Below are 17868 nucleotides of genomic sequence, written 5' to 3'. Positions count from 1 at the left end.
TTCTAAAAAAAGGAATCCCTTTTTCTTTGGAACGAACAACTGATTATATTTAACCAAAATATTAAAAATAGATTGTTTTTGCGTTAAAAAAGTTATTCATCATTACTTTATTGTAATAAAGCGTTTTTCACTAATAAAACGTTTTAATTTTCTTATTCTTTTAATTATTTTAAAATAACTGTATAATAGGACTAGACGAACCCCCAAATAGTAATGTACAATGTTTTCAGAATATTATAGATTTTTTGAAACAGTAGGACAAAGGTCTTGGGCATTTTTTTAAAAAATAGGGGGTAGTTGGATGAGAAAGAGGAAATTAGCTGGAATATGTATGTCCTTTATGGTGGCAGCAGGGGTAATGGCAGGATGTAATTCAAGTGCGAGTAGTGATGGAGAAAAAGGCGGCACCATCAAAATTGGCGCAAACTTAGAACTCTCAGGCGGAGTAGCCTCCTATGGCCAATCTGCTAAGGAAGGTATTGAATTAGCGATTGAGGAGATTAACAAAAAAGGTATTGACGGTAAAAAACTTGAATTAGTAACGGTCGATAATAAGTCTGATGCAGCAGAAGCTACAAGCGGTGCCCTTAAACTGGCTACACAAGATAAAGTGGCAGCAATGATTGGTGCAGCAACTAGTACAAACACCCTAGCCCAAGTACAAATTGCCCAGGATAATAAAATTCCATTAATTACACCAACTGCCACAAACGCAACCATTACCTATAAAGATGGAAAATTAAATGACTTTGTCTTCCGTACCTGCTTCATTGACCCCTTCCAGGGCACAGTGGCAGCAAACTTTGCAACCAATGACTTAAAGGTGAAAAATGCGGCTGTTTTAATTGACAGCTCAAGCGATTACTCAAAAGGACTTGCAGCTGCTTTTAAAAAGGCCTTTAAGGCTAATGGCGGAAAGATTGTCGCTGAAGAAGCATACGTGGCAAAGGATACGGATTTCCATGCCACCCTAACACGAATCAAAGCCGCAAAACCAGATTATGTCTTCCTTCCTGGTTTCTATGAAGAAGTCGGTTTGATTGTAAAACAAGCTCGTGAGGTTGGTATTACTGTTCCATTTATGGGCGGCGACGGCTGGGATTCTCCTAAACTAGTGGATATTGCTGGTGCCGATCCGCTTAAGAACACATATATTACGAACCACTATTCTTCAGGTGATAGTGACAAGAAGGTTCAGGAGTTTGTTTCAGCTTTTAAAGCAAAATATGGTGGTAAATCCCCCGATGCTTTCGGAGCACTAGGGTATGATACGGTCTACTTCCTTGCAGACGCCATTAAACGTGCAGGAAGCAGTGATCCTAAGAAAATTCAGAAGGCACTAGAAGAAACAGATGGTCTACAGCTTGTATCAGGAAAAGTGAAGCTTGATAACCATCATGATCCAATTAAAGCCGCAGTTATTCTAGAATACGTAAACGGCCAACAACAATATAAGACAAAGGTTAACCCGTAAACACTAGACAAATTCATAGTTTGCCAAGGAATAGGGAGAGCTGATGTCTCCCTATTCCAGTTTACAAAAGAATAATAAGGTAACTAGCGTGCTAAACTTAAAAACTAGTATTTAGAAAAAGAAATGTAGGAGTTCATCAGAAGGAGTGTAAACATATGGAGTTAATACAGCAGCTCGTGAATGGAATATCCTTAGGCAGTATCTATGCATTAATTGCATTAGGATATACAATGGTCTACGGTATTGTTAAATTAATTAATTTTGCCCATGGAGATGTCTTCATGGTAGGTGCATTTATTGGTTTTTATTCAATTACTATTCTTCATTTAGGGTTTTTCCCATCCCTGCTTATTTCAATGGTTGTATGTGCGATCTTTGGAGTGTTAATTGAGCGGATTGCCTATAAGCCGTTAAGGAATGCTACTAGAATTGCGGCCCTTATTACAGCTATTGGGGTATCATTGTTTATTGAATATGGGACGATATATGTCCGCGGGGCACAGCCTGAGGCATACCCAAGTAATTTAGTACCTTTAAAAGATATGGATATCTTAGGTGTAAAAATTAGTGGTCAGTCTATCTTAATTTTGTTAACATCGATTGTCTTAATGATTCTTTTGCAATTTATTGTCCATAAAACAAAAATCGGAAAAGCAATGCGTGCCGTCTCACATGACATGGATGCTGCCAGATTAATGGGGATCAATGTGAATAACACGATTTCTGCTACCTTTGCAATTGGCTCTGCTTTAGCGGGGGCAGCTGGGGTAATTTTCGGAATGTATTATACAAAGATTGAACCGTTAATGGGAATTATCCCTGGTCTAAAAGCATTCGTTGCTGCTGTCTTAGGTGGAATTGGAATTATTCCGGGTGCGATGACCGGCGGATTATTATTAGGTGTGATTGAAGCACTTGTTAGTGCGGCAGGATACTCTTTATGGCGTGATGGCGTCGCATTTATTGTTCTTATTTTAATTTTAATTTTCCGTCCAGCAGGACTATTTGGCAAAAATGTCAGAGAAAAGGTTTAGGGGGAGGCTTCTACGATGAATATTTTAAAACAAGCAAAGTTTTTCTGGACATCAATCGTTTTAGCCGTTATTTTTGCAGTCGTTATGCAATTTTTAATTACCGGTGGAACAGTAAATCAATTCTATGTAAATACCTTGTTCTTTATGGGTATTAATATTATTCTTGCAGTCAGCCTGCATTTAATTATCGGAATTACCGGACAGTTTTCGATTGGACATGCCGGGTTCCTTGCAGTTGGTGCCTATGCCTCAGCGATTATGACCATGAAATTAAGCCTGCCTTTTCCAGTAGGTCTACTAGTGGGCGGATTAGCAGCAGCGGTGGCGGGTCTTATTATTGGAATCCCTACGTTACGGCTTAGAGGAGACTATCTTGCGATTGCGACACTTGGTTTTGGAGAAATTGTTAGAATTGTCTTTTTAAATATTGATTATGTTGGCGGAGCAAGCGGTATGACGGTCTCTCATTTAACGACATGGCCTTGGCTGATCGGCTGCGTATTATTAACCATTATCGTCATTGTGAACTTCACAAACTCAACCCATGGCAGAGCCTGTATTTCCATTCGGGAAAACGAAATAGCCGCGGATGCAATGGGGATTAACACGACTTATTATAAAGTTGCTGCCTTTGTGCTTGGTGCTTTTTTTGCCGGTATTGCCGGTGCATTATATGCTCATAACTTTTATATTATTCAACCAACCAACTTTGGCTTTTTGAAATCATTTGATATTTTAATTTATGTGGTTCTTGGTGGTTTAGGCAGTATGTCAGGTGCTGTTATTGCAGCCATCCTTTTAACAATTATTTCTACCTACCTGCAAAGCTATCCAGAGCTGCGGATGGTAATCTATAGCTTAGTACTGATTGTAATGATGCTTTATCGTCCACAAGGATTATTAGGAACAAAAGAAATTACCTCATTCTTTAAAGTTGGTAAATCGGCTAAAGGAGGAATACAGCATGACAGCAAAAACACAGTTGCTTAAGGTAGAAAATGCCGGTATCCGATTTGGCGGCTTAAAGGCTGTTTCTGATGTAAATTTGGAATTAAGGAAGGGTGAACTTGTTGGTTTAATCGGTCCAAATGGTGCCGGTAAAACGACCTTTTTCAACCTGTTAACGGGAGTTTATGTTCCAACAGAAGGAAGTATTTCACTCGATGGAGATAAACTTAACGGGTTAGCCCCTTTTAAAATAACGAAAAAAGGAATTAGCAGGACATTTCAGAATATCCGTTTATTCAATGAGCTATCTGTTCTTGACAATGTTAAGGTAGCCTATCATGCGCTTGCGAAGCATACAATTTTAAGCTCGATCTTCCGTCTTCCCTCTCACTTTGCGGGTGAAAAGGAAATGGAGGAAAAAGCGATTGAGTTTTTGAAAATCTTTAAGCTTGATAATGTCCTGCATGAACAAGCGAAAAATTTGCCGTACGGTCAGCAGCGCCGCTTAGAAATTGCCCGGGCATTAGCGGCTAATCCCAAGCTATTGCTGCTCGATGAGCCAGCGGCAGGGATGAATCCACAGGAAACGGAAGAATTAATGAATTTAATCGCGTTAATTCGAGAAAAATTCGATCTTACCATTCTATTAATTGAACATGATATGCTTCTAGTAATGGGCGTATGTGAGCGGATTTATGTACTAGATCATGGCCAATTAATTGCCGAAGGTACACCAGAGCAAATCAAAAATAATCCAAAAGTCATCGAAGCGTATCTTGGCGAGGAGGTCTCGTAATGCTTAAAATTAATGATATGAACGTTTATTATGGCAATATACATGCATTAAAGGGAGTTTCCCTAGAGATTAATCAGGGTGAAATCGTGACCTTAATCGGAGCCAATGGTGCGGGAAAAAGTACATTGTTAAAAACGATTTCCGGCTTACTTAAACCCAAAAGCGGGGAAATCGTATTTGAAAATGAGCATGTAGCTGGTAAGGTAGCCCAGTCCATCGTAAAGAGAGGTATTTCACATGTTCCTGAAGGCCGTCGTGTCTTTGCTAATATGTCGGTGGAGGAAAATCTAGAATTAGGTGCTTATTTACGAAAAGATAAAAAAGGAATCAAGGAAGACTTTGATAAAATTTATCAGTTATTCCCCCGCTTAGAAGAGCGCCGCAAACAGCTATCCGGTACGCTTTCAGGAGGAGAGCAGCAAATGCTTGCGATGGGCCGGGCCTTAATGGCTAGACCGCGCCTATTGCTGTTAGATGAGCCTTCAATGGGTCTTGCGCCACTTTTAGTTAAAACCATCTTCCGTATTATTGAAGAGATTAATCAAACTGGAACCACGATCCTTCTGGTTGAACAAAATGCCAATATGGCTTTATCCATTGCCGATCGTGCATATGTTATTGAAACAGGAAAAATAGTCGCTTCCGGAACAGCTGAACAACTCAGCCAAAGCGATCAAATCAGAGCAGCCTACCTGGGCGGGCACTAATAGAAAAGCGGAAGCGCCTTGAACAGGGGCTTATGACCCCGAGCCCCTAGGCGCTGGAGCTGGACAATTTTCAAAGTAATTTTATAGTTTCTTATCTCTTAAAAAAGGTATCGGAAAAGAATCCGATACCTTTTACTATTTTAGCCTTTTATTTTCCGATAATCCGCATCAAGTTTAAATTGCTGGCGGCGTTTCGGACTGAGGAGATGTCTGAGTTTGTTTACATAATCTTCATATAATTGTTCCATACCAACTAAGGCGAGTGAAAAGAAATTGGCATAATTCTTTGGTACTTCCCACTTCAATTCATTTTTCCCGCAGATACTATACTTATTTAACTCTTCTATTTCTTCTTGAATCTTAGCTAGTTCAGCGGCCTGCTCCTCGGCGGGAAGAGAAAGAACATGGTCAATCAATTTAATATATTCCCTTGATTTCTCAATCTTTTCTTTGATATCAAAGTAATCCTCTTTACTTATCAACTGGTACTCTAATTTAAAGTCATTAAGGCGTTCGGCTGCTTCATAGGTGGAATTGACAATGTCATCGCGTGTCATATCCTTTGTTTCATAGCTTAGCATATGCTTCCAGGAAGGCTGTGTGATGGCCTTACGGTGATCCTCAAGAGTGTGACAATACTTCTTATAGCCATGAATTTCAGGATGTTCAAAGGCCGGGCTGGCAGGATCTAAGAATGGTGCTAGTGGTGCGACAAAGTAAAAGATTCTAGGGTCTTTGTTACATGCCAGATGAATGGTCTCACAAAAATCAATATTTTCGACCGCACTTATGTAGGTCTGCCCTGGAATTCCGACCATAAAGAACAGATCAATCTTTTTGCAGCCATTTTTTAAAGCGAAATTAAGGGTATCGATCACTTTTTGGTTGGTACAGCTAAATTTGCCATTATAGCGTCTCATCTTTTCATCATGTGTTTCAAGCGTGATTTCAATACTGTATTTTGGGACGCTGTCATTCATCATTTTAAAGAATTCCTCATCAGCATATTGGAACAATTCAAACACAATTTCATTTTTTAAATGGAGTTCCTTTAAACGGCTGAAAAATTCCTGTACATATTCACGTCCACCCTGACGGAGGTCATGCAGAATAAAAATAGGTGCTCGGCTAAAGCGGGAAATAAATTGAATATCCTCTACTAATTTCTTCGGGGAGCGTAATGCTAAAGAATTCCGATTGCAATTTTGGTCATAAGCTTCTCTCGAGCCGCCGCAAATCAAGCAGTTTTGCGTACATCCTCTGGCTGTTAACAGGGCAGTGTTTGGATATTGGAGCCAGCCGTTGTAGGGCAGCGGGTCCAGAAAGTTCCGGTATTTAAACACGGAGCGAATGGTATAACGATAACCTGGAACATCAATATCATCGAGATCTTTTGGAACGTAGGTAATAGGATTGTAACCGCACTCTGTGCCTTTTTTCCAGGTAAGGTTAGGAATATCAGCATAATGGGTATTGCCTGCTTCAATCTTATTCATAAGTAAAAGCATCAGTTTTTCGGTTGAGTCACCGCGCATTACAAAATCAATAAAAGGATATTCAATTAGCTCTTTATGATAGTAAGTAGCGGATAATCCACCAAAGATGATGGGGGTCTCAGGGTGAAGGCTTTTAACAATTTTAGCGAGCTCGATACTGCCGTGTGCGTGTGGCAGCCAATGAAGGTCAATCCCGAATGCCTTCGTCTTAATTTTCCTGAGCTTTGCTTCCACATCAAATTTTTCACTCATCAGCATCCGGTTGGCAATATTAATAATTTTTACCCTAAGGCCGTACCGCTCTAGATAATCGGCAATACTTGTCAGCCCAATTGGGTACATCTCAAACACAGGTGAGGATGGGACTACGTCGCTGATTGGACCGGCAAGTAATGAGTTTTTTCTAAAGTCATATACGCTTGGCGCATGTAATAAAACTAAATCGTATTTCATAGTTTTTACCTCAGGTCAATTTATGGGGGAATACTTTTCTATAAAAGTAGTTTGTGTGAAGGCAGTCAGATATGTGAGGGGTTTCACAAAGGTCTATGGCTGGATAGCTGGCGATCTGCCCTTTCCCAAGTGTAGTTTTGTTAGGATCTAAATTTAGTTTACTATAATAATGGAGTAATAGAGTGACAATCGGGTGACAGATTTTGGGTGATTTTGTGTATGTCTAGGTTTTTCAATCCAAAATGGCAATGATATAATCCTACTATAAAAATGGTTTAAAGGATGATGGTGATGGCACAGCCAAAAACAAATGCGATGCGAATACTTGATGCAAAGAAGGTCGAGTATGACGTGCTTACATACGATAATAAAGATGGAAAAATTGACGGGATATCAGTAGCGGAGAAGATTGGAAAAGACCCTAAAATCGTCTATAAGACGTTAGTTGCCCAAGGCGCCAGTAAAAGTATTCTTGTGTTTGTCATTCCTGTTGCGGAGGAACTGGATTTAAAAAAGGCCGCCAAGGCTGCAGGAGAAAAGGCAATTGAGATGCTGCCAATGAAGGATATTCAAAAATGGACAGGCTATATCCGCGGCGGCTGTTCCCCAATCGGCATGAAGAAGGATTATAGGACATTCCTCGATGAAAGCAGCAGACAACTGGAAAATATGGTCGTAAGCGCGGGGAAAATAGGTGTTCAGATTGTGGTCTCCCCAATGAAATTACAGGAAGTAACAAGTGCTGAATGGATCCCAGTAACAAAATGACAGCAGGACTGACAATCTAATTTGTAGATGGATGTAAGATAAATTTTTCATAGGCACTCACCTAAAAAACAACAAAAGCATAAGATAACGTGAAAGTGAATCACCTGAAAATCGGGTGAATTAGACTTTACTTATGGCTGTGTTAAAGGCTAATGATGATTTTTAACAAGTTGATTGGAGCGGAAGGCGGCGAAGACTCCTCGAAAATGCTATCGCATTTCCTTCGTGCGTGGGCGGATTCGAGGATGCAAATTCAAAGTCCTGCGGGAGTACGGGCCAGGGGAGACCCCACAGGCGCAAGTGCACCGAGGAGGCTCCCCGGCACGCCCGCGGAAATCGAAGCTTCCTGGAGCGGAAATCAACATTCAAGATTAACACAGCCTTACTTGTAGGAAACTAATCGAACGTTATACATCTTAAGCTTTTAAGCAAGTTGATTTGTTAAAAGGGAGTGTTGAAGAGTGGCAGGGAAAATCAAAAATTATTATGCCGGCGGCAATACGGCTAGAGGCTTTTATAGTCTATATGATTCCAATCTGCAAGGATTAGAAAGATTGTTTATTTTAAAAGGCGGCCCAGGAACCGGGAAATCCTCACTTATGAAGAAAATAGGCCAAGAGTGGGTCGAGAAAGGTTATAATATTGAGTTTCTTCATTGTTCATCTGATAACCTGTCCATTGATGGCGTGATTATTCCCGCGTTAAAGGTAGGTCTTGTTGACGGGACAGCGCCGCATGTGATTGAGCCTAAGGCACCAGGTGCAGTTGAAGAGTATATAAATCTTGGCGAAGCTTGGAATTCGCGCGACCTAAATAGGCAGAAAAATGTGATTCAAAAGCTGACAAACCAAATCAGTCAATCATTTCAGAAAGCCTATGCAACGTTTAAAGAGGCATTAGAAATCCATGATGATTGGGAAAAAATTTATATTAATAGCATGAATTTTAAAAAGGCGGACCAATTAACCAATAAATTAATTGACTCTTTTTTTGGAAAAATAAAGTTAAATAAAACGCCTGATGTCCGTCATCGCTTCTTAGGAGCTGCCACGCCGCAAGGAGCGGTTGATTATGTTCCGAATTTGACAGAGGAAATTCCTAAACGCTATTTTATTAAAGGACGTCCAGGTTCCGGAAAGTCGACAATGCTGAAAAAGCTGGCAGCCGCAGGAGAAGAGCGCGGTATCGATGTAGAAGTTTATCATTGCGGTTTTGATCCACACAGCCTCGATATGGTCATTTTCCGGGAACTGGGTGTGGCGATTTTCGACAGTACGGCCCCGCATGAATACTTCCCAAGCCGAGACGGCGATGAGATTATTGATATGTATGAGATTTTGATTGAGCCTGGAACGGATGAGCTGTTTGCTGATTTCATCAGTAATATTGCTGAAAAATATAAAAACAAAATGACCGAAGCGACAAGTTATCTGGCAAAAGCTAAATCCCTGCATGATGAACTGGAAGAGATTTATGTAGCAGCAATGGATTTTTCGGTTGTTGAAAAAATCCATGAGAGAATTGCTGGGGAAATAAATGATTTGGCAGCTAGTAAGATCCTATAGAAGCGGGTATAGCCGGGGAGGTCCCCCGGCTTTTTATTTATGTGGATTTGTCTTACTCTGCTGGCCTTTGTTACGCTTATTCCCCTTGCTGTTATCGCCGCTGACAAACTCCGTGCCGAATTCCGCTTCCGCGTGACCTGCTTGTGGTGAATTTTGATTACGGCTGCCTTTATTTATTTTCTTTGTCATTTATGTATCCCCCCTATCTGCTAATAGTGTGTCATTGAGTCAGTGGATTATCCGGATAAAATAAAGGGAAAAATGGGAAGTAGTAGAATTAGTTATCGGTGATTTGGGAGAGGATGGATGTTAATGGTAACAAAGACACATGTTTTAACAAAGCTGTTTGAGGAGAACCGCAATGAGGACAACGCTGGACCAATGCAAAATTATATGAAAGGTCATTTCTCTTTTCTAGGAATAAAATCCCCTTTACGTAAGGATTTAGAAAAGAAATTCTTTCAGGAAACAGGCTTGTTACTTGAGCCTTTTAATAAAGAATTCATAGAAGAGCTTTGGAATAAAGAGGAAAGAGAATATCAGTATACGGCTTTAACTTATATGGAAAAATCCCTGAAGAAACTACAAAAAAGTGATCTGCCTTTCATGGAATGGCTGATTACGACCAAATCCTGGTGGGATACTGTTGATGCCATTGCTCCTAAACCAGTCGGAAATATAGCAGAGAAATTTCCAGATGTTATCGAAGAAACGATTGATGGCTGGGCCATTCATGAAAATATCTGGCTGCGGAGGGCCGCGATTCTTTTTCAACTAAAATATAAGAAGAAAACGAATGAAAACCTGCTATATCGATACATATTGAAAAATGCCGAGAGGAAGGAATTTTTTATTCAAAAAGCGATTGGCTGGGCATTGCGGGAGTATTCAAAAACAAATCCAGCATCTGTGAAGAAATTTATCGAGGGACATAAGTTAGCCCCTTTAAGTGTTCGCGAAGGCAGTAAGTATTTGGGGTGAGCTTTCCATTCTTTAATGGCTCGAGATCTGTGTTAGAATGGCAATAATGTAGATAGAAAAAAGGGAAAAGGTGGACAACATGATTAAATGTATTGCTTCAGACATGGATGGAACATTATTAAATTCAAGGCAGCAAATTAGTGAAGAAAATAAACAAGCGATTTTAAAAGCACAGGCCCAGGGTGTTGAATTTGTCGTTGCTACCGGAAGGTCTTATCAAGAAGCTACATACGTACTATCTGAGGCCGGCTTATCCTGTCCTGTTATCTGTGTGAATGGAGCGGAGGTCCGCTCAAAAGAAGGCGATGTCCTCTCTTCAACCCCCATAAGTAAGGAACTTGCGAGAGCGGTAGCAGCAAAACTAAGTGAACATGATGTCTATTACGAGGTTTATACTGACAAGGGTGCCTACACGCTTGATCCGGAAAAGGCTGTTTCCATCTTAGTGGACATTGTTGTTAGTGCTAATCCCGAGATTGATCCTGAGGAAATTAGACATGCAGCGGGAGCGAGAATCCGCGATGGCTTAATTCACCAAATTGACGACTACGAGCTTCTATTTGCTGATGAAAATTATCTGATTTATAAGGTCTTGGCATTTTGTTTTGATCGCAGTAAACTTAAGGCTGCCGGCGTGGACCTTCTTGATTTTTCAGACTTGGACGTTACTTCTTCTGGCCACGAAAACCTTGAAATAACGAATAAACAGGCTCAGAAAGGTCTTGCCCTCGCAACATTTGCAAAAGCTAAAGGAATCGATATGGCTGAGACAATGGCGATTGGTGATAACCTAAACGATGTCTCCATGTTCGAGCGGGCAGGAAGGTCGGTTGCCATGGGCAATGCCAGCTATGAAATCAAGGCACTATGTGATGTCATTACCGATACAAATGACGAACACGGAGTCGCACAGGCGATACTTGAGGTTATTTAAAAAAGGTTTCAACAAAAAGATTCAATCAAAAAGCCCTTCGCATTGAAGGGCTTTTGGTAATGGTATTGGGTGATGGCTTATTACAGGTTATATACATCCAGCTCCAGCGCCTAGCCCCTCGAGGTCACAAGCCAATCCGTCCAAAAGGTTAAAGAGCAACCTTTCGGCCGGCTCGTCTTGTGCTTGTCGGGGCTGATCAAGGCGCTTACGCTTTAGAATTTATAGGTCCAAAACCGTTCATTGTTAATCCAAGCCATCATTTGCGGTTCTTGATTTTTCAACTTTTCTACAGTGCCTTTAAATGAATGCTCTGTTTGCGACCGGTGTGCCTGAATGGCAGCCAGCTTCTTATGTATCATAGGTGAAACATCCTTGATAATATCAGGTTCACCAAGCTCATCAATACAATTTTTGGAGAAGGCAACACAGTGTAAGGTTGGCCGTGCGGCAGCAGGCATTCTTTCAACTGCCCTTATGACAGCCGCGCCGGTGGCATCATGGTCAGGGTGAACAGAATAACCAGGATAAAAAGTGATAATCAAGGACGGATTTACCTCATCAATGATGGCTGTAAGGGTGTCTGCTAATTTTTCATCATCTTCAAATTCAACGGTTTTATCACGGAAACCAAGCATGCGAAGGTCTTGGATCCCTATAGCCTCAGCAGCCGCTTTTAATTCTTCTTTTCTAATTTTAGGTAAGTTTTCCCTATCGGTAAACGGGGGATTTCCCATATTGCGCCCCATTTCCCCTAAGGTTAAACAAGCATAGGTAACAGGAGTTCCGTTCTCGACATGTGTTGCAATCGTCCCGGATACACCAAACGCCTCGTCATCTGGATGAGGGAAAACGACCAATAAATGGCGTTCTTTTTCCATAAATCATTCTCCTTTCGGGTCTAATAGGACATCTTATTCAAATGGCGTTAGACTAATTTCTAATGCCACAGCAAGCTTGCCATCATAGTCATGACCTGCTAACAATAGATGATTTTCTTCATCAATTTCAAAGTGGGTGATCCCCTCAGCATAAATCCAGCCGAGATTGATTTTTAAACCCACACGATACGGACCGGGTCCTTTAATTTTTCCGATTTCATAGCGGACAAGGGCGTTGCGGATAAACGCTCCGGCAGAGAAGAACGATTGGTCATTATGTGTTGCATAGGCACCATTGGTTGTTTCAAGATGAATATAAACATCCTTATTAGCAAAAAGGTTGATAGCGTCCTGAACTTTTTTAACATCGATAAGTTCCAAAGTGCAGCCTCCTTCCAAAATGATGGATTTATACCTAATGAGTATTGTTTTTCATAATGTAATTATCATACTAAAATCAAATAGAAAATGCGAAATCTGTGCTTAATAAAAGAGCACAAGCGCCTTGCCCATGGGAGAAGGTAGTTCATTTTTTCCAAGGCGCTTCACGCTGGGCAAATTTTACACGTTAATTATTAACTTCCTGACCCAACGAAAAAGAACCGAACAAGCTCGGTTCTTCATCTTTATCTTTATTATTCACAGTCCTCACAATACTCTGTTACAGCTCGTCCACTGCGGTAGGCACCATGCCAAGTGGGACCTACATATTCATTTAATGGGAAACCTTGCTGAATCCCTGCAGAGACAAATCTCTTTGCCACATCGACTGCATCATAGACCGAGTTTCCTTTTGCCACTTCTGCAGCAACAGCCGCTGAGTTCGTACAGCCTGCACCGTGGGTATAGTTTGTTTCAATCTTCTCTGATTCGAAAATCTGGAACTCCTTGCCATCATAAAGAAGATCGATTGATTTTTCTTCTGTTTGGAGCTTGCTGCCGCCTTTAATTAACACGAACTTAGCACCCTGATCGTGAATTTTTACAGCTGCATCCTGCATTTCTTCAATGGTCTTTGGTGTCTTCATTCCTGCCAGCTGACCAGCCTCAAAAAGGTTTGGTGTCACAACATAAGCGCGTGGCAGAAGCAATTCCCGCATCGCTTCCGTCGTTTCCGGATTTAAGACTTCATCTTCTCCTTTACAAACCATGACAGGGTCAATAACCACATGCTTTAATTGATGTTCATCGATTTTTCGTGCGACTAGCTCGATAATTTCAACAGTGCCAAGCATTCCTGTTTTCATCCCGTCAATTCCAACTGACAAAATGGTATCCAGTTGTTTCTCGAGAATGGTCACATCAATCGGAAATACGTTATGATGCCATCCTTTTGGATCCATCGTGACGATACAGGTAATCCCAGTCATCCCGTAAACGCCAAGCTCTTGAAATGTTTTTAGATCAGCTTGCAGCCCCGCTCCGCCGCTTGAATCAGAACCAGCTATGGTTAATACCTTTTTGATTGCCATTATGTATGCCTCCTTTAGAAAATAACTCCTTCCTTATTATAAAACAAAATAAAAAATATAACAGGAAACTACTATAGTCGGTTGCGATTTAATTAATAGTTACAAAAAAATGACAAATGGACCAATAGTACTATTAACAAGGATACTTAGTGATAAATATTACTTTCAAAATAACCTGCTGGAAGTACGATAATCTCAAAAGACAGCTAAAAGTCAAATGTAAACGTTTTCCTTTGAGCTGTAATTATTATAGCTACATTGATTAATTTGTTATCTTTTATATTTTGTTGGAAATCTGACACAAATAAGGCCAAGGTGATAATACCGCCATTCTTAAGGGAGTCTAAATACTTCAAATGTCTTAACTCCTCCCTTCGCTTGGCAAATTCCGTTAAGGGCTGTGACATTAATCGCTGAGTGACATTGGTCCTATTTTTAAAATGAAGAATAAGGAAAATTTCCTCAAGGAGGGGATGGTATGAACCGCAAAGGTTGTCCCGATGAATATCCAATATCCTTACATCTAAACGGCTATGAGATAGCTGTTTTTCAATTGACGAAATACAATCTAGACGATTGGACATATGGGTATTTGTTCTCTGAAGGATTCATCCAGGATGCAAACGATATTGAAACCATAACAATAGATGAAGAGATGGGAGCAATCCATGTTTCCCTTTATTCGCAGTTTGATGAGGAACAGTTTTTTTTGAAAAAGAAACACTATACGGCCGGTTGTGGCAGAGGGGTAACCTTCTTCTCAATGACCGATGTTAAAAACTTTGCCAAGGTGGCTGCATGCCAAAAATATCTATTAAGTTACTTATTAAAAAAGAGAAGTGAGTTTGCTTTAGCCTCTAGCCTTTATCTGGAAACAGGCGGAATGCATGGAGCTTGCATTGTCGAGGAAGACGGCACCATCACTCTCCGTGAAGATATTGGCCGCCATAATGCAGTTGATAAAATTATTGGTCACGCACTACGACAGGGTTTACCTCCTGAACGGTTAATTTTACTGACAACTGGAAGGGTTTCATATGAAATGCTCTCAAAAGCAGCAAAATTTGGCTTTCCTGTTATCGGGTCCCGTACTGCCGCCACCAAACAGGCTGTTCAGCTGGCAAAGTTCTTAAATATTGAGGTAATCGGCTATTTAAGAGGGAAAATGGCTACGGTCTATACCTCTACAGGAAGAGTCAAAAATGATCTTTCACAAGAAATAGACTTGGAGAGAAGCATTGAAGGGGGGAATTAAAAACAGAGTTAAAACCGCAGTAACTAAATAGAGAGAAAAAAGCATGTCCGTAATACCAATAGGAAAGGTACGGCTGCTTTCAGAGGGATGTTCTAATCATTTTTGGGAAGGAGAATAGTGATGGTTGAAATGAACTTAAACCGCCGGCAATTCTTAAAGCTATCAGGTGCAACGGCCGCAACTCTTGCAGTTGTTGAACTAGGCTTTAATGATAAAAAAGCCTATGCGAATACAAAAAATTTCAAGATTGCCAAAGCTACTGTAACACCAACCATTTGCTGCTTTTGTGGTGTAGGATGCGGAATACTCGTCCACACCAAAAATAATACCGTGGTTTATACGGAAGGGGATCCGGATAACCCGATTAACGAAGGTAAACTATGCAGTAAAGGAACAACATTACGACAAATTTATACATCTGAAAAACGAGTAACAAAACCACTGTATCGCGCTCCTGGCAGCAATAAGTGGGAAGAAAAAGATTGGGAATGGATGCTTGACACCATCGCCAAACGTACGAAGGAAACACGTGATGCTTCATTCGTAGAGAAAGAAGCAGGCATTACCGTAAATAAAACAGAAAAGATTGCCAGCCTTGGCGGCGCGGCATTGGATAATGAAGAAACCTATTTGGTATCAAAATTAATGAGAGGGCTTGGTGTCACATACTTAGAGCACCAGGCACGAATATGACATAGTTCTACGGTTGCCGGTCTGGCACCTACATTTGGTCGTGGAGCAATGACAAATCACTGGAATGACCTACAGTGGACAGATTGTGCCCTCATTATGGGAGCCAATCCTGCTGAAAATCATCCAATCAGTTTTAGATGGCTGACAAAAGCGAAGGAAAAGGGCGGAAAAATTATCAGCGTCGATCCGCGTTATACACGGACATCTGCCGTGTCTGATCTCTATGCCCCGCTTCGTTCTGGAACGGATATTCCGTTTGTCGGCGGTATGATTAAATATGCTATTGAAAATAATCTCATTCACAAAGACTATGTTGTGAAATATACAAATGCTTCCTTTATCGTGAAAGAAGGCTACGATTTTAAAGATGGCCTTTTCTCTGGATATGATGAAGCAAAACGAGTTTACGATAAAACGAAGTGGGGGATTGAAACCACTCCGGATGGAAAACCAGTGAAGGATGAAACCTTAGCACATCCTCGTTCGGTCTTTCAATTAATGAAAAAACACTATTCCCGCTATGATGTGGATACGGTAACGTCCGTAACAGGAACACCAAAAGAAGATTACTTAAAGGTTTGTAAAGCCTTCTGTGAAACAGGAAAAGTAGGTAAATCAGGTACCATCCTTTATGCAATGGGGACAACCCAGCATACGGTTGGCTCACAAAACGTTCGGATTTTTGCAATCCTGCAGCTTCTATTAGGTAATATTGGGCTGCCGGGCGGAGGAATCAATGCGATGCGCGGTGAATCCAACGTTCAAGGCTCAACGGACTTTGGCTTGTTATGGGATAACTTAACGGGTTACCTTGCTGCACCAAAAGCAACGTTTCCGGAGCATGCTACATTGGATGGATACTTGAAAAAAGAAACACCACCATCTGGTTATTGGAGCAACAAACCAAAATTTGTGGTCAGCTTATTGAAATCTTGGTACGGAGCAAATGCGACCAAAAATAACGAGTTCGGCTATCAGTTTTTACCAAAAGGCAATAAAAACTACTCGCATATTAACTTATTTAAAGCGATGTTCAACAAGGAGCTTGAGGGTGCATTCCTTTGGGGTACAAACCCAGTTGTCGGCGGACCTAACGCCGGTAAAGAAAAAGAAGCCCTTGGTAACTTAAAATGGCTTGTTGCTGTTGACCTTTGGGAAACAGAAACGTCAGCCTTTTGGCAAAAAGAAGCAGGTAATGATTCAGCCAGCATTAAAACAGAAGTCTTCCTTCTTCCGGCTTGTTCTTCGTATGAAAAAGAAGGGAGTATTTCAAACAGCTCACGCTGGATGCAGTACCGCTGGAAAGCAATTGAGCCGAAGGGTGAGTCCCGTCCGGACCTTGATATCGTTCATGAACTGGCAATGAAGCTTAAAAAGCTATATGCAAACAGTCTAAAATCAGCCGATCAGCCATTCTTAGCCCTTGATTGGAATTATGGCACCGGTGAAGCACCAAATTTAGACAGCATTGCCAAGGAAATTAACGGTTATGACCTTAAAACAGGTAAATTAGTAAAAACCTTTGGCGATTTAAAAGATGATGGCACCACTTCCAGCGGTAACTGGATTTATTCGGGCTTCTATCCTGAAGAAGGAAAAAATCTATCGCAGCGCCGTGATAATAAAGATACAGGCGGCGGAAATTTCTTGAATTGGTCCTTTGCTTGGCCGGCAAACCGTCGGATTCTATACAACCGTGCTTCGGCAGACCCAAGCGGTAAGCCATGGAGCCAGGAAAAAGCAGTGATTTGGTGGGATGCTGCCCAGAAGAAATGGATCGGAAATGATGTCCCAGACTTTAAAGCAGTCATAGCGCCTACCGATCCAGGCGGCACAGGTGCCTTTATGATGAACAAAGACGGAGTTGCTTTATTATTTGCACCAACGATGAATGACGGCCCGTTCCCAGAACACTATGAGCCATTTGAGAGTCCAGTAGTTAACGCATTCTCATCCGTAAATTTAAACCCTGCCGTTGTCATTAACGATGGTGACTTTAACAAAAAAGGCTACAAGGTGGACTATCCGATTGTTGCAACCACCTATCGAACGGAAGCTCACTGGCAATCAGGTTCGATGACGCGTAACCAAGAGTGGCTTTCCGAGATTGCTAGATATATGTATGTTGAATTAAGTGAAGAACTTGCCAAAGAAAAAGGAATCAAAAATAAAGACAAAATTATTGTCACCTCTGCCCGCGGCAAAATTGAAGCCTATGCAATGGTAACAAAACGCTACAAACCGTTTACCGTTAAAGGTAAAATAGTGCACCAAATCGGAATGCCTTGGAATTTTGGATACAAAGGGTACGCAACAGGAGCAACAGCAAACCGCCTGACTCCACATATTGGGGATGCCAACACGATGATTCCGGAATATAAAGCATTCCTATGTGACATAAGGAGGGCTTAGTG

16 protein-coding genes are annotated in these 17868 nt (G+C 41.1%); 11 read left to right on the top strand and 5 right to left on the bottom strand.

Annotation, left to right across the window (positions count from 1 at the left end):
• Positions 1-301 precede the first annotated feature (301 nt).
• The 5 genes from L1999_RS28925 (at position 302) to L1999_RS28905 (ending at position 4959) form a co-directional block, all read left to right on the top strand.
• Positions 302-1474 (top strand): ABC transporter substrate-binding protein, encoded by a 1173-nt coding sequence (locus L1999_RS28925; RefSeq protein ID WP_235741657.1) that lies wholly within the window; start codon positions 302-304, stop codon positions 1472-1474.
• Between the two features lie 155 nt (positions 1475-1629).
• Positions 1630-2508, top strand: a complete 879-nt coding sequence (locus tag L1999_RS28920; RefSeq protein WP_215045408.1) for a branched-chain amino acid ABC transporter permease — start codon at positions 1630-1632, stop codon at positions 2506-2508.
• A gap of 15 nt (positions 2509-2523) precedes the next feature.
• Positions 2524-3498, top strand: coding sequence for a branched-chain amino acid ABC transporter permease (locus L1999_RS28915; RefSeq protein WP_235741656.1), 975 nt, complete (start codon positions 2524-2526; stop codon positions 3496-3498).
• The gene (locus L1999_RS28910) at positions 3473-4252 is read left to right on the top strand and encodes an ABC transporter ATP-binding protein (RefSeq protein ID WP_235741655.1); all 780 of its coding nucleotides are present in this window, start codon (positions 3473-3475) and stop codon (positions 4250-4252) included. The genes L1999_RS28915 and L1999_RS28910 overlap by 26 nt, the downstream gene beginning before the upstream one ends.
• Entirely contained in the window at positions 4252-4959 is a 708-nt protein-coding gene (locus L1999_RS28905; RefSeq protein ID WP_235741654.1) for an ABC transporter ATP-binding protein, read from the top strand. Before L1999_RS28910 ends, L1999_RS28905 begins: the two co-directional genes overlap by 1 nt.
• Before the next feature lie 140 nt (positions 4960-5099).
• Here the strand turns inward: L1999_RS28905 and L1999_RS28900 are convergent, their stop codons facing one another.
• Positions 5100-6908 carry a TIGR04190 family B12-binding domain/radical SAM domain protein gene (locus tag L1999_RS28900; protein ID WP_235741653.1) on the bottom strand — a complete coding sequence of 603 codons (1809 nt, stop codon included), beginning with the start codon at positions 6906-6908 and terminating at the stop codon, positions 5100-5102.
• Between the two features lie 291 nt (positions 6909-7199).
• Between L1999_RS28900 and ybaK the strand changes: the two genes are divergently transcribed.
• Together ybaK and L1999_RS28890 are read left to right on the top strand one after the other, a co-directional pair.
• Positions 7200-7676 carry a Cys-tRNA(Pro) deacylase gene (ybaK, locus tag L1999_RS28895; protein ID WP_235741652.1) on the top strand — a complete coding sequence of 159 codons (477 nt, stop codon included), beginning with the start codon at positions 7200-7202 and terminating at the stop codon, positions 7674-7676.
• A gap of 461 nt (positions 7677-8137) precedes the next feature.
• Complete coding sequence (locus L1999_RS28890; protein WP_235741651.1) at positions 8138-9241, top strand: PRK06851 family protein; 1104 nt, start codon at positions 8138-8140, stop codon at positions 9239-9241.
• Between the two features lie 33 nt (positions 9242-9274).
• Here the strand turns inward: L1999_RS28890 and L1999_RS28885 are convergent, their stop codons facing one another.
• Positions 9275-9430, bottom strand: coding sequence for a hypothetical protein (locus L1999_RS28885; protein WP_235741650.1), 156 nt, complete (start codon positions 9428-9430; stop codon positions 9275-9277).
• Positions 9431-9553: 123 nt separating this feature from the next.
• Between L1999_RS28885 and L1999_RS28880 the strand changes: the two genes are divergently transcribed.
• Together L1999_RS28880 and L1999_RS28875 are read left to right on the top strand one after the other, a co-directional pair.
• Positions 9554-10222, top strand: a complete 669-nt coding sequence (locus L1999_RS28880) for a DNA alkylation repair protein (protein WP_235744500.1) — start codon at positions 9554-9556, stop codon at positions 10220-10222.
• Between the two features lie 79 nt (positions 10223-10301).
• Complete coding sequence (locus L1999_RS28875) at positions 10302-11156, top strand: Cof-type HAD-IIB family hydrolase (RefSeq protein ID WP_235741649.1); 855 nt, start codon at positions 10302-10304, stop codon at positions 11154-11156.
• A gap of 212 nt (positions 11157-11368) precedes the next feature.
• On the opposite strand, the gene bshB2 is transcribed toward L1999_RS28875, so the two are convergent.
• The 3 genes from bshB2 to pdxK all read right to left on the bottom strand — a co-directional run bounded on the left by bshB2 (position 11369) and on the right by pdxK (position 13506).
• Positions 11369-12034, bottom strand: a complete 666-nt coding sequence (gene bshB2, locus L1999_RS28870) for a bacillithiol biosynthesis deacetylase BshB2 (RefSeq protein ID WP_235741648.1) — start codon at positions 12032-12034, stop codon at positions 11369-11371.
• Positions 12035-12067: 33 nt separating this feature from the next.
• A complete protein-coding gene (locus L1999_RS28865; protein WP_235741647.1) occupies positions 12068-12415 on the bottom strand; it encodes a YojF family protein in 348 nt (115 codons plus the stop codon).
• A 254-nt stretch (positions 12416-12669) separates the two neighbouring features.
• Positions 12670-13506 carry a pyridoxine/pyridoxal/pyridoxamine kinase gene (pdxK, locus tag L1999_RS28860; protein ID WP_235741646.1) on the bottom strand — a complete coding sequence of 279 codons (837 nt, stop codon included), beginning with the start codon at positions 13504-13506 and terminating at the stop codon, positions 12670-12672.
• A 478-nt stretch (positions 13507-13984) separates the two neighbouring features.
• Here pdxK and fdhD point away from each other — a divergent pair, with 478 nt between their 5' ends.
• Together fdhD and fdnG are read left to right on the top strand one after the other, a co-directional pair.
• Positions 13985-14761: a formate dehydrogenase accessory sulfurtransferase FdhD gene (fdhD, locus tag L1999_RS28855; protein ID WP_235741645.1), complete on the top strand. Its 777-nt coding sequence runs from the start codon at positions 13985-13987 to the stop codon at positions 14759-14761.
• 129 nt (positions 14762-14890) lie between these two features.
• On the top strand, positions 14891-17866 hold the full coding sequence (fdnG, locus tag L1999_RS28845; protein ID WP_275677745.1) for a formate dehydrogenase-N subunit alpha: 2976 nt from the start codon (positions 14891-14893) through the stop codon (positions 17864-17866).
• Positions 17867-17868 lie beyond the last annotated feature (2 nt).

The sequence above is a fragment of the Neobacillus drentensis genome, from assembly GCF_021560175.1.
GTDB lineage: Bacteria > Bacillota > Bacilli > Bacillales > Cytobacillaceae > Neobacillus > Neobacillus drentensis_A.
The sequence above is the reverse complement of the archived record's forward strand: the minus strand, read 5'-3'. Positions and strand labels throughout refer to the sequence as shown.

What these genes read in the sequence shown, in the direction of transcription:
- L1999_RS28925 (WP_235741657.1), top strand. Translation starts at nt 302, where the DNA reads ATGAGAAAGAGGAAATTAGCTGGAATATGTATGTCCTTTATGGTGGCA.
- L1999_RS28920 (WP_215045408.1), top strand. Translation starts at nt 1,630, where the DNA reads ATGGAGTTAATACAGCAGCTCGTGAATGGAATATCCTTAGGCAGTATC.
- L1999_RS28915 (WP_235741656.1), top strand. Translation starts at nt 2,524, where the DNA reads ATGAATATTTTAAAACAAGCAAAGTTTTTCTGGACATCAATCGTTTTA.
- L1999_RS28910 (WP_235741655.1), top strand. Translation starts at nt 3,473, where the DNA reads ATGACAGCAAAAACACAGTTGCTTAAGGTAGAAAATGCCGGTATCCGA.
- L1999_RS28905 (WP_235741654.1), top strand. Translation starts at nt 4,252, where the DNA reads ATGCTTAAAATTAATGATATGAACGTTTATTATGGCAATATACATGCA.
- L1999_RS28900 (WP_235741653.1), bottom strand. Translation starts at nt 6,908, where the DNA reads ATGAAATACGATTTAGTTTTATTACATGCGCCAAGCGTATATGACTTT.
- ybaK (WP_235741652.1), top strand. Translation starts at nt 7,200, where the DNA reads ATGGCACAGCCAAAAACAAATGCGATGCGAATACTTGATGCAAAGAAG.
- L1999_RS28885 (WP_235741650.1), bottom strand. Translation starts at nt 9,430, where the DNA reads ATGACAAAGAAAATAAATAAAGGCAGCCGTAATCAAAATTCACCACAA.
- L1999_RS28880 (WP_235744500.1), top strand. Translation starts at nt 9,554, where the DNA reads ATGGTAACAAAGACACATGTTTTAACAAAGCTGTTTGAGGAGAACCGC.
- L1999_RS28875 (WP_235741649.1), top strand. Translation starts at nt 10,302, where the DNA reads ATGATTAAATGTATTGCTTCAGACATGGATGGAACATTATTAAATTCA.
- bshB2 (WP_235741648.1), bottom strand. Translation starts at nt 12,034, where the DNA reads ATGGAAAAAGAACGCCATTTATTGGTCGTTTTCCCTCATCCAGATGAC.
- pdxK (WP_235741646.1), bottom strand. Translation starts at nt 13,506, where the DNA reads ATGGCAATCAAAAAGGTATTAACCATAGCTGGTTCTGATTCAAGCGGC.
- fdhD (WP_235741645.1), top strand. Translation starts at nt 13,985, where the DNA reads ATGAACCGCAAAGGTTGTCCCGATGAATATCCAATATCCTTACATCTA.